Below are 12,317 nucleotides of genomic sequence, written 5' to 3'. Positions count from 1 at the left end.
AGATAAGATTCCCACCTTGGCTTTCGAAAAAGGCTGTTGGAAATCCTGAACAACCCCACTGTGTAGAGACGGCCTGTTATTGTTGAATAACTATTCTCAATTCAGACTATATATACTATGGAATCTTTTTCGAATACGTATAGTGGTACGTATAACTTTCTGTCACTCAATAATCATACGTTCAAATATCGAATGGCTTATCTCGGTGCATTTCTCGGGGTAACGCTTATCATCATCGCGATGGTGGTAGATCTGTTTGCCAAAGACCTGCCGTTTACTTTTGAAAGCGTAGATATTTTGTACACATCCAATCCCACGCACTGGATCATTCTCACATCTCCTTTTTTTCTTACCACACTGTTCTACGCCATGGGCAGAATGATAGGAGAACAGGAGTATAAAATCGAGCAGCAACTTCAGCGCGAGAAGGATCAGTTTAGTATGCTCGAGCAATTTATAGCTGAACTCGAAAATGGAAATTATACAGCTTCGGTGTCGCAGGAATTTGAAAACGCAACGGTAGCAGGACAGCTCGAACACTTCCGTGACAAACTGTTGGAAGGAAAAAGTGCCGAAGAAAGAAGAGCATGGGAGAACCAGGGGCTCGCTTCTTTCGGAGATTTACTTCGCTCCGTCAGTGATATAGATAAATTATCGGATGACGCGATCCGGTATATCGTAAAATATTTATCCTGCAACCAGGGATCGGTCTATATCCTGAACGAGCATGATGCCGATACGCTGGATATGAAAGCCTGCTACGCATTTGATCGCAAGAAATTTGGTTCACAAACGATAGGTGTAGGACAGGGGCTTGTAGGGCAATGCTTCCTGGAGAAAGAGCCGGTTATACTATATGATGTCCCCAGGAACTATATTAAGATTACTTCCGGACTGGGCATGGCTACTCCGAGTTGTGTGGTTATTGTTCCGTTAAAGCATAACAACGAAGTAGCGGGTGTTATTGAAGTGGCATCATTTCACCGATTGGAGGAATACCACATTAAGTTTCTTGAAAAGGTGGCGGAAGCTTTCGCGTCTGTAGTACTGTCGGCACGCAGCAACCAGGATATAAAACGTCTGCTGGAAGAATCGCAGGTACACATGGAAGAACTGCGCTCACAGGAAGAAGAGATGCGTCAGAGTCTGGAAGAGTTGCAATCCGTACAAGAGCAAATGGTGCGACAACTGAGCGAAAACGTAAATATGAAAAACCAATTGGAGGCTCGCGAAAAAGTACTTGGTCTTACGACAATATTATCGGAGTCTGATCTGTACGGCACCATCACGTTTGTGAACGACAGATTCTGCGAAGTGTCTCAATATAGTGCAGACGAGCTGATCGGGCAAGGGCATAACTTTGTGCGCCACCCGGATATGCCTGCTGAAATTTTCGCGCGCATGTGGAAGTTGCTTAAAAGAGGACAGCCGTTTCAGGGTATCATTAAAAACAGGAAGAAAGACGGGACACATTATTGGGTAGATGCTACCATTATGCCGGTAATTGAAAATGGAAAGATTGTGAAATATATAGGGGCACGCTATCACATTAAAGATGATACGCATGCACAGCGATTATTTCTCCGTCAATTGAATACATTGGGGTTGCTTAGCCCAGCCGTTGTGTAACCGATAAAAAGCAGAATAAATAACAATAAAGGGATATGCTTCGGTATATCCTTTTTTTGTTTAGAACCTGTTGAAATGAAATGTGGCGGTAGAGTTAAGAGCGTAAAAGAGGGGATGGGCGGGAGCTATGGTACTTTAAGGTATAACGAGTGTAGGCACGTGCACATGTTCCATTAACTCTTCAAATGTTTCTTTGGAGTTCGTGCTTACATTTTTATCAATCACCAGGAAATTAAGATTGTTCTTTTTTGCATGATCTTCAATACGATCTGAAACAAAGCCCACCTCCGTTCGGAAGTCATAACTTATTCCTTTGCCAATCAGCAAATCTTTTTCAATATCCTGAAATTGTTTGCTGGCTTCCTGTTCAATTCGTTTCTTGAGCTGCACAATTTCACCGGATTGCGACTGGATGAGCCGGTAAGTATATAATATCGTAAGGTGTGCATCGAGCTGCTGCGCCATGGTTACAGCCCATTGCACCGCCTGCTTGGACGATTCCGGTAAATTAATAGTACACAGTATTGTTTTTGCCATAACATCGGGCATTAAAGTCTCTTTCACGCTACAAACGTATAGGTATTTTAAAGCCAAAAACGCAATTTTGATCAACGTGAAATATGATTTTTGTCAGGATTTGAACGAATATAACTTTGCAATTTTATGGATGTGAGTGCTCCTTTATCTTTAGTGACGGACGATGCCTTTCGCGAGATCTTTCAAAGTATGTCGGAAGGTATCCTGATGGTTGATGAATCTGGTAAAATTGTTGTCGCCAATCCGATTGCCGAGCAGATTTTCGGATATGAAAAAAATGAATTGACCGGAGTTTCGCTTGAAAATTTACTCCCCGAACGATATCGCGGCAGACATATCAATTTCAGAAAAGGATTCAACGAACATCCCGAGCCTCGAAGAATGGGCTTTGGCCGAGACCTCACGGCACTTCGAAAAGACGGTGTAGAGTTTCCGGTGGAAATCAGTCTCAGCTATACCAAAGTGAAAGGTAAATTACTGGTGATGTCGTTCATCAGTGATATATCGCAGCGCAAGAAGGCAGAAGAAGCACTCAAGCGAAGTGAAGAGCAGCTTATTGTATATGCAGCCGAACTGGAAAAGAAAGTACAGTCGCGTACCGAAGCGCTGCACAAAACGATTCAAAAACTTGAGAATGAAATAACAGAACGCAAGCGTGCCGAAGAAGAAGCGCGAGGTGCCCTGGAGAAAGAACGTGAGCTCAATGAACTCAAAACAAAATTTGTGTCCATCGCTTCGCATGAGTTTCGTACACCGCTCAGTGCTGTGTTGAGTTCTGCTTCGCTCATCAACCAGTATAACGAGCGGGGTGAAAAAGATAAGGTAGATAAACATGTGCAGCGGATAAAGTCTTCGGTTAACCACCTGACATCTATCCTCAATGATTTTCTTTCACTTGGTAAACTGGAGGAAGGCGTTATTGATATCAATAAAGAACAACTGGTGTTGAAAGACTTTATTGATAGTATAAATGAAGAGATGAGTCCGTTGCTGAAACAAGGTCAACGACTGGATATTGAATTTGCACCCGGAACAGAGGTATATGCTGATTCGCGCATACTCCGGAATATATTGTTCAATCTCATTACGAATGCCAGTAAATATTCGCCCGAGCACGAAACCATTCTGTTGAAATTTGAAAAACAAAATGGTGAACTTATTTTTAGTGTACAGGACGAAGGTATTGGTATACCCGATGAAGATCAGCGGCATTTATTCGAACGCTTTTTCAGAGCGAGCAATTCAGGAAATATACAGGGTACCGGTCTGGGGTTGAATATAGTAAAGCGTTATGCTGAATTGTTGGGAGGTACTATTTCGTTTAAAAGCAGTTATGGAAAGGGTAGTACATTTACAGTAACGATACCGATATAAAAAAGTAATTTCAATCTATGAAAAAGATACTCTTGATAGAAGACAACGCTGAGATCCGAGAGAATACCGGTGAGATATTAAGCTTGGCCAATTATAGTGTGATTACAGCCGAGAATGGAAAGATTGGTGTTGAATTGGCACAACGCGAGCGCCCCGATCTGATCATCTGCGATATCATGATGCCTGAACTGGATGGCTACGGTGTGCTGCATATTCTGAGTAAGAAAGAAGACACGGCCAGTATACCCTTTATATTTCTTACTGCTAAAACTGAAAAGACCGATATACGGAAAGGAATGAATCTGGGGGCAGATGATTACCTGACCAAACCATTTGATGACACGGACCTGCTCAACGCTATTGAGACAAGGCTTCGCAAAAGCGCGATGCAGCAAAAGCATTATGAGTCTACACCGGAAGGTCTTGATAACTTCATTAAGGACGCACAAAAGTTTTTGAACCTGAAGGATCTTGGAAAAGACAAGAAAGTAAAGCAGTATAAAAAAAAAGCCGAGATATTTTCAGAAGGCGATATGCCTCTGCATGTATACTTTATCAAATCGGGGAATGTAAAAACATTCAAGTCGCACCCCGATGGAAAAGAGTTTATAACAAACCTGTATGCAGCCAATGACTTCTTTGGCTTTGAACCGGTATTGGAGAACGAGAACTATAAAGAGTCTGCCGTAGCATTACAGGATTCTGAGTTGATCTCTGTTCCGCGTCATGATTTTATGTTGATGATTCAAAGTCACCCGGATGTATCCGCGAGCTTTATCAATTTACTTTGCAAGAAAGTAGCCGAACGCGAGCGACAGCTTCTGAGTCTCGCCTATAATTCCGTGCGCCAGCGTACAGCCGATGCTTTGCTGAAGTCAGCTTCATTGAAAGATGATAAAGCTGTTATAGCTATTTCGCGCGAAGACCTCGCCAAGATGGTAGGCACAGCTTCTGAATCAGTGATCCGCGTGCTTTCAGATTTTAAAGAAGAAGGAATTATAGAAATAGAAAGTGGCAAGATTAAAATCACACATCCGGCCAAGCTTGAAAAAGTAGTTCGCTGGAATGTAGCAAGGTAACTGGCGCAAGTTTGAAAACTTGTGCCCGTAATATTTCAAGTTTTCAAACTTGAAATAACATGAATATTCTTTCTGCCAAAGTTATCGTTAACGACAAATCGTAATCTCAGTAGCAACATCGTGAGTTTGCACGCGATGCGAATCATGATCATGTCCTATAAACACCCGGGCAATCAATAAACATCCGGAAATGAATAGCATAGTAGTAGTAACTTTTCGAAAGTTAAGGTTGAATCGCTTCACCATGTACTGAAATAAAGTAGTAAGTCCCAGCATAACCGGCAAAGTTCCTACACCAAACAACAACATAAAGTAGAAACTATTGCCGATACTGCCGAGGGTTAAACAATACGTCAGTGCAAGAAAAGTAAGACCACAGGGGAGAAGTCCATTTAAAGTCCCCAGTATAAAAATGGATATATAGTTCTTGCGTTGCAAAAATTTTCCAAAAGCTGATTTTAGTATAGTCGTTAGCTTTTGAATAGCGGAGGTCAGCACAGGAATGTGCACACTGGTTACACCTAACGCTGCGAAGGTCAGTAAAGCTATGCCCAGCACCAGCGTAAGTATATTTTGAAATCCAGAGATTGGTAATGCCCAGCCGGCACCTCCTACTATAGCGCCCAGTAAGCTATACGTTAATATTCTGCCGAGGTTATAAACCAAACGATTCACTGTTGCTGCGGGACTCAGGTTACTAACCATCATGGCCAACGGACTGCACATACCTACGCAATGCATGCTGCCGGCAAACCCCATAACCAATGCAGTAATAATCATGACTTGTTAGATATAGATCACTTCTTCCTGGTAAAATTCTTTGCCGTTCATTTTCCAGAACAGCTTGGCGCGATACATACCTTTTTGTAAAGAGTTAATATCGAATGTGCGCGTTGTCTCATTTGATGTGGTTACGGTAAATATGCGGTCCATCTTTGCATTGGAGGGACAGAATAGTTTCAACTCACCATTTTCAATTTTCTCAGACTGATTGAATTTTACCTGCAGCGTTTGGTTTACTACTTTAATTACCGGCTTCGCTGCCAGTGATGCAGTATTATTCAAGCGGTGTATCTGTTCCTGGTAGCCCAGTTCTTCTTTGTAATAATCTTTAGATACCAGGCTTACATCCTGTCGTACGCAAACCGTAACCAGCGTTGCTATGAAAGTTGCAAACAGTATAAAAGCTACAACGATCCAATTCCCGAAATTCATACGTTTTTAATTTATAATTCTTTCTGATATATATAGTGCAGTGTTAATTGCGCTTGGCATCGGAGGCCTTGCTTACCGGTCCGATGAATTTAGCCTTGACAGTTTCTATCCGGTTGCCATTTTGGTAAATACCCAGCTTTACCACCGTGCGTGCCGTAGTCACTGCTTCCTCCGGTATGCGAATGAAGTATACTCCTTTGGTAAAACCCTCGGACGGTATCACGATAGCTTTTCCATCTACCTTGTGAATCTGTGCCGATGCCGGTGATTCTACCTTAATCTCAAGCGTCATTTCATCAAATGTTTTATTTACAAACTCAACATTGTACAGGTTGGTTATAAAACCAGGTTCACGTTGGTATAGAGTGCCAGGGACTTTTAATATAGTTGTCTCAACGTCTGACCGCGTAATAAGCGCAGCGCCCAGTATAATTACCAACGTTAAGAGTACGATCGAGTATGCTATAACTTTCCCTGTTATGATTTTTGAAATGCCATCCTTGATCGAGTTGTAAGACGCATAACGGATCAGTCCTTTCGGTTTGCCGATCTTCAGCATAACATCATCGCAGGCATCGATACAGGCTGTGCAGTTTACACACTCCATCTGGGTGCCGTTGCGTATGTCGATACCGGTAGGGCACACATGTACACAAAGTTTGCAGTCGATGCAGTCACCGGTGTTCACGGCAGGTTCAGCATTCTTTTTTAAATGACCGCGTGGTTCACCGCGCAGCCAGTCATACGCCACTACGATTGACTCTCTTGTTAGGAGAACACCTTGCAATCTTCCGTAAGGACACACCGCTATACATGCCTGTTCACGAAATTTGGCATATATACCATAGAAGATTGCCGTGAAGGCCATCAGACCTATGAACCCTGCTATATTTTCAGATGGCGATTCGCTTACGATAGCCTGTGTTTGTTCAATGCCAATCATGTACGCCATCACAGTATGCGCAATGAGTAGTGATATAGCCAGGAAGATAATATGCTTGGATGTCTTCTTGAAAATTTTGGAAGCTGTCCACGGTTCTTTACTTAATCTGCGCTGAGCAGTAGCATCACCTTCGATCCAGTATTCGATCTTGCGAAATACCATTTCCATGAATAACGTCTGCGGGCACATCCATCCGCACCATACACGACCAAACACAACGGTGAATAAAATGACGAATACAAAAAAGATAATCAGCACAACGGCCAGCAGGAAAAAATCCTGTGGCCAGAAGGCTTGTCCGAGTATAACAAATTTCCGTTCGAATATATTCAGCAGCAGGAACGGTTGACCGCTGATCTTCAGGAACGGTCCGCCCAGCAGAATGGTAAGCAACACAACGGTAACGGCTATACGCCAGTTGTGATAGCGCCCCGATGGTTTTTTGGGATAGAGCCAGATTCGCTTACCTTTCTCATCAACGGTAGCGATGCTGTCGCGAAACTCTTCCTCGGCATCAATATCCTGGCGGGCAGCGGCACTCTTGGCCAGTCGCTCTTTCCTGATATCGATTTTTATACTCCCTTCCATACGCTTCTCAAAAAGAATTTCCTGTATACCTATATTTCGTTCTGCTTTTGGTCGCTATAGCTATAGCGATGCCTGTGCATTTGTACTGTCAGACGCTGCGGTCGGAGCCGGTGCTGTTGCTTTAAATAATTCCCCCTGCGGAGCTTTGGCGTTGGCAGGATTGCTTCCCTGTAAGCTCATAATGAAGAAGGCTACATTTCGTACATCCTGCGGACTCATCGATTTTCCCCACGCTGGCATACCCTTTTCCACAACGCCATTTTTGATGGTGCTGAAAACTTGTTTAACATCACCGCCATGCAGCCAGTACTCATCCGTAAGGTTCGGGCCGATTGTGTTTCCTCCACCATCGTTCCTGTGGCAGGCACCGCAGTTGTTACCGTTGAATACCGATTTTCCTTTTTCAATCAATGCCGGGTCGTTGGTAAATGCAAGTGCATTTTCATCGATCTCTTCCTGTGGTTGCGCTGCTTTCAGCTTCCGTGCCTGCTCTTCAGCCAGTGCCACCTCTTGTTGATACTCTTGATCCTGTAATGGAAGTGTATCGGAGAAGTGATATATAGCTATATATACCACCGAGAAAGCAATTGTTCCGTAGAAAAGCCACTTCCACCATGGCGGCAAATGGTTGTCGAGTTCTTTTATACCATCGTAATCGTGATGAAGCTCGATATCTTTTTCAGCTTCCATTGGAACAGAGGCATTCATCTTCTGTGCAAACCTGTTCCATAGCGATGGCTTTACAACATAGGGTATTCCGAGTTTGGCCGCTTTTGCTTTTTCGGTTTCCGTCATCAGCATGTTTACTACTTTTACCAGGTATAGCGCTACAACGCCTACGAGTATAATTACTAATAGTATAAATGCTGTTACGAGGTATATCGGAAACATGGGATCGTTAACCGGATCGTCCCAGAAAGTTTTCGCTGCCTGCGCTTCCTGAGCGAAGGCGCTGGCGGTATAGATCATGAATACAATAAACAACACTGCTTTTCTCATGGTCTTACTGTTTACGGTTTGTGTTTTCATTTTCAGAAGTTGCATCTTCCATGGGCAATGCCTTCATTTTGTCGATGATCTTTTTATCGGTAGTAAATACCCACAAGAGCAGGCAAAGGAAAAATGCGAAGAATATAACGAAGGAGATTACCGGCCAGATCGCGATGTTCTCTATACTTTGAAGGACGTTTTTATACATGGCTTTACTGTTTTAGGTTGAACTTGTCAGTTCTCAATTTTTATTCTGACTGTGCTGTTTTCTCTGCTTTTATATCCGTACCCAGTCGTTGCAGGTAGGCGATCAGCGCGATGATCTCAGCATCTTCGGCTACTTCTATACCATCTGCTTTCAGTGTGCCTGCTATTTCACTGGCTTGTTTTTCGAGATCGTTGTTCGCATCGTTCTCATATCCTTCTTCATAAGGAACACCAATGGTACGAAGCGCTGTTATCTTGCCACGTGTGTCTCCCTTGTTGATCACCTGCTCGAACAACCACGGATACGCTGGCATGATAGAACCTGTTGAGACGGCATCCGGAGCAAGCATGTGATTGTAGTGCCAGCTGTTGGAATATTTAGCACCTACACGATGCAGATCCGGTCCGGTACGTTTTGATCCCCACAGGAACGGGTGATCGTATACGAATTCTCCTGCTTTGGAATATTCACCGTAACGTTCAGTTTCTGAGCGGAATGGACGAACCATTTGTGTATGGCAGTTCACGCAACCTTCGCGGATATATATATCACGACCGTGCAGCTCAAGCGGTGTATACGGTTTTACACTGGTGATGGTCGGTACATTAGACTTTATCAGGAATGTTGGTATCATTTCAATCGCACCACCAATGAGTATAGCTACTATGGTTAACACGGTGAACAATACCGGCTTGTGTTCCAGCAGGCGATTGTGCCAGCCTCCGGTTTTCTGTACATATACTTTGGCAAGCGGTGCGGCTTCGGCATCTTCGTTCGCGAGGAAGCTTCCTGCGAAAGCTGTCTTCACCAGGTTATAGGTCATGATGATGGCACCGGTGAGATATAGGGCACCACCGATTGCGCGCAGTCCGTGCAGCGGCAGTATCTGTACCGTTGTCTCCAGGAAGTTTTTATATACCAGGAATCCTTCCGGGTTAAATTCTTTCCACATCAAACTCTGCACAACACCGGATACATACATCGGCAGGGCATAGAAAATGATACCGAGTGTGCCTAGCCAGAAGTGTACGTTAGCAAGTTTGGTAGAGTATAATTTTGTGTTCCACATGCGTGGTGTTATCCAGTATAGCATGGCGAAGGTGAGGAAACCATTCCAGCCTAAACCACCTACGTGTACGTGTGCTACAATCCAATCGGTAAAGTGTGCTATAGCATTAACATTCTTGAGGGATAGCAGCGGACCTTCCAGTGTAGCCATACCATACGCAGTAATAGCGACTACCATGAATTTTAAAACAGGATCTTCACGAACACGATCCCACGCACCACGGAGTGTCATCAGACCATTCAGCATACCTCCCCATGATGGGGCGATGAGCATGATGGAGAATACAGTTCCCAATGATTGTGCCCAGTCAGGCAGTGATGTATATAGTAAGTGGTGCGGACCTGCCCATATATAGATGAAGATCAATGACCAGAAGTGAATGATCGACAAACGATAGGAGTATACCGGACGATTTGCGGCCTTCGGTAAGAAGTAATACATGAGACCGAGAAACGGAGTGGTAAGAAAGAATGCAACGGCATTGTGTCCATACCACCACTGCACCAATGCATCCTGCACACCGGCATACCAAGAGTAACTTTTGAAAAATGTTACCGGCATCTCGAATGAATTTACCACGTGCAGTACCGCTACCGTTACAAACGTGGCGATGTAAAACCAGATAGCAACATACATGTGTCGCTCCCTGCGTTTGATGATGGTGCCGATCATGTTCCATCCGAACACAACCCAGATGAGTGTGATCGCTATATCAATCGGCCACTCGAGCTCTGCATATTCTTTGGAAGTAGTCATACCCAGCGGCAGTGTGATCGCGGCCGCGAGAATGATAAGTTGCCAGCCCCAGAAATGTATCCAGCTCAACTTGTCGCTGAACATGCGTGTCTTCAACAGGCGCTGCATTGAATAGTATACTCCGGCAAACATGGCGTTGCCTACAAAGGCAAAGATGATGGCGTTGGTATGCAATGGACGAATGCGCCCGAAAGTTGTGTACTGCGTGTCGAAATTAAAGATCGGGTATACCAACTGGATGGCCGCAGTAAGACCAACCAACATACCTACCAATCCAAACACGACCGTAGCGATCATGAACGCTTTTACGATCTTGTTGTCATAACTGAATTTTTCTACTTCCATAAACTTGCTCAGCGTTTTGTATCAAATATTCTTGGCAATAAAAGTAGAGGTGGTATGATGTATGGAAGATGACTGTTGTTATCAGGATACCTGATTTTTGTCAGGATACACGCTGAAGGGTATATATGCAAAAAGACCCTCGCCAAAGAGCAAGGGTCATGCATTGTTTAGATTACTGAGTTATGTTATATCGCTTTGCTGAATATCACGCGGTTGTTGTCTTCTTCGTTCATCCGCTTGTCGAACACACGGCAGATATTTCGAATGAACGGTTCGCCTGCAGTTGTCACTTTAAGTCCTCCTTCTTCATAGAGAAAAAGTATTCCTTCTTTTTCCATTTCCGTTAACGTGTTGAGAATGTTGGCATCGACAACCTGCATCATTAACTCGCGACTTAATTCACCCTGGCAGCTTATCTGCAGAATGCATTGTTTTACCAGCAGATCTTCATCGCTGTGAATGTGTCCTTTTACAATAGCCGATGCGTTGTGCTGAATAGCACCGAGGTATTCTTCTACTTTCTTTTCGTTCTGCGCATACGCGTACTTGGCATCACTGATAGCAGAAGCACCAAGACCAATCAGTAACTCGGTGTTGGTAGTGGTATAGCCCATAAAATTGCGATGAAGCTTGCCGGAGACATACGCCTTGAAAAGGGAATCATGTCTCAGTGAAAAATGATCCATACCAACATCAGCATAGTCGGCTTTGCGAAGTAAATGTCTTCCTATTTCATACAGGTGTCTCTTCAGCGCGTGTGAAGGTAAATCGGATGTCTCATAATTACGTTGTCCCGGTCTTAGCCACGGCACGTGTGCATAGCTATAGAATGAAATACGATCGGGTTTCAGTGTCAATACTTTCTCAATGGTATCGGAAACTGTAAATGGAGTTTGAAAGGGAAGACCGTAAATAAGGTCGAAGCTTACGGATTCATAACCGATGGCACGAGCCTGTTCGGTTACCTGCTGCAGGTTCTCAAAAGGTTGTATGCGGTGAATGGTGCGTTGTACTTTCTCATCCAGATCCTGTACACCAAAACTCACACGGGTTGCACCGAGTTCGTGTAGTGTCTGCAGGTGTTCGTAGGTCGTGTTGTTCGGATGTCCTTCGAAGCTCATCTCGAAATCATTATGCAGCTCAACATCTTCGAGTAAGTACGAGATCATCCAGCGTAAATTCTGCGGACTGAAGAATGTAGGCGTTCCACCGCCCAAATGTAATTCACGCACTACGGGCTTTTCACGAAATATATACTTGTAGTGATCCCACTCCTTCAGCAGAGCCTGTATATAGGGAATTTCGATCTTGTGATTTTTGGTAATGCGTGTGGAGCAGGCGCAATATGTGCAGAGGCTTTCGCAGAACGGCAAGTGTATATATATACTGATTCCTTTTTCGGTATTGGTTTCGTGGAACGTTCTTCGCAGGGCTTTGGTCCATCTTTCGGTAGTGAAAGACTGCGTGTCCCAATAGGGAACGGTCGGGTAACTGGTATAACGTGGTGTTGGTACGTCATACTTCTTTAGTAAGGCAGCTTGTGATGGATATGAAGTCATGATTCAAAGTAGCTTCATCCATTAA

Annotated in this window: 11 protein-coding genes; 3 read left to right on the top strand and 8 right to left on the bottom strand. The window is 44.0% G+C overall.

Annotation, left to right across the window (positions count from 1 at the left end; translation table 11 throughout):
- Positions 1 to 117: 117 nt before the first annotated feature.
- Positions 118 to 1,629: a PAS domain-containing protein gene (locus ACFQ21_RS09210; RefSeq protein WP_377578010.1), complete on the top strand. Its 1,512-nt coding sequence runs from the start codon at positions 118 to 120 to the stop codon at positions 1,627 to 1,629.
- Positions 1,630 to 1,764: 135 nt separating this feature from the next.
- Here ACFQ21_RS09210 and ACFQ21_RS09205 read toward each other — a convergent pair whose 3' ends face one another.
- A complete protein-coding gene (locus tag ACFQ21_RS09205) occupies positions 1,765 to 2,166 on the bottom strand; it encodes a universal stress protein (RefSeq protein WP_377578007.1) in 402 nt (133 codons plus the stop codon).
- A 126-nt stretch (positions 2,167 to 2,292) separates the two neighbouring features.
- Here ACFQ21_RS09205 and ACFQ21_RS09200 point away from each other — a divergent pair, with 126 nt between their 5' ends.
- Positions 2,293 to 3,540, top strand: coding sequence for an ATP-binding protein (locus ACFQ21_RS09200; protein WP_377578004.1), 1,248 nt, complete (start codon positions 2,293 to 2,295; stop codon positions 3,538 to 3,540).
- 17 nt (positions 3,541 to 3,557) lie between these two features.
- Positions 3,558 to 4,619: a response regulator gene (locus ACFQ21_RS09195; RefSeq protein WP_377578001.1), complete on the top strand. Its 1,062-nt coding sequence runs from the start codon at positions 3,558 to 3,560 to the stop codon at positions 4,617 to 4,619.
- An 87-nt stretch (positions 4,620 to 4,706) separates the two neighbouring features.
- Here the strand turns inward: ACFQ21_RS09195 and ACFQ21_RS09190 are convergent, their stop codons facing one another.
- From ACFQ21_RS09190 to hemN, 7 genes are all read right to left on the bottom strand, one after another.
- A complete protein-coding gene (locus ACFQ21_RS09190; protein WP_377577998.1) occupies positions 4,707 to 5,399 on the bottom strand; it encodes a sulfite exporter TauE/SafE family protein in 693 nt (230 codons plus the stop codon).
- 6 nt (positions 5,400 to 5,405) lie between these two features.
- Positions 5,406 to 5,834, bottom strand: a complete 429-nt coding sequence (locus ACFQ21_RS09185) for a FixH family protein (RefSeq protein WP_377577995.1) — start codon at positions 5,832 to 5,834, stop codon at positions 5,406 to 5,408.
- A 43-nt stretch (positions 5,835 to 5,877) separates the two neighbouring features.
- Positions 5,878 to 7,365: a cytochrome c oxidase accessory protein CcoG gene (gene ccoG, locus ACFQ21_RS09180; protein WP_377577993.1), complete on the bottom strand. Its 1,488-nt coding sequence runs from the start codon at positions 7,363 to 7,365 to the stop codon at positions 5,878 to 5,880.
- Positions 7,366 to 7,425: 60 nt separating this feature from the next.
- Positions 7,426 to 8,364 carry a cbb3-type cytochrome c oxidase N-terminal domain-containing protein gene (locus ACFQ21_RS09175; protein ID WP_377577991.1) on the bottom strand — a complete coding sequence of 313 codons (939 nt, stop codon included), beginning with the start codon at positions 8,362 to 8,364 and terminating at the stop codon, positions 7,426 to 7,428.
- A gap of 4 nt (positions 8,365 to 8,368) precedes the next feature.
- Positions 8,369 to 8,563: a cbb3-type cytochrome c oxidase subunit 3 gene (locus ACFQ21_RS09170; RefSeq protein ID WP_377577988.1), complete on the bottom strand. Its 195-nt coding sequence runs from the start codon at positions 8,561 to 8,563 to the stop codon at positions 8,369 to 8,371.
- 40 nt (positions 8,564 to 8,603) lie between these two features.
- Positions 8,604 to 10,733, bottom strand: coding sequence for a cytochrome-c oxidase, cbb3-type subunit I (gene ccoN / locus ACFQ21_RS09165; RefSeq protein ID WP_377577985.1), 2,130 nt, complete (start codon positions 10,731 to 10,733; stop codon positions 8,604 to 8,606).
- Between the two features lie 185 nt (positions 10,734 to 10,918).
- Positions 10,919 to 12,292: an oxygen-independent coproporphyrinogen III oxidase gene (gene hemN / locus ACFQ21_RS09160; protein WP_377577982.1), complete on the bottom strand. Its 1,374-nt coding sequence runs from the start codon at positions 12,290 to 12,292 to the stop codon at positions 10,919 to 10,921.
- Positions 12,293 to 12,317 lie beyond the last annotated feature (25 nt).

Origin of the sequence: Ohtaekwangia kribbensis (assembly GCF_042676245.1) — a bacterium.
Taxonomy (GTDB): Bacteria; Bacteroidota; Bacteroidia; order Cytophagales; family Cyclobacteriaceae; genus Ohtaekwangia; species Ohtaekwangia kribbensis.
This window is presented reverse-complemented; position numbering and strand designations above follow the sequence as displayed.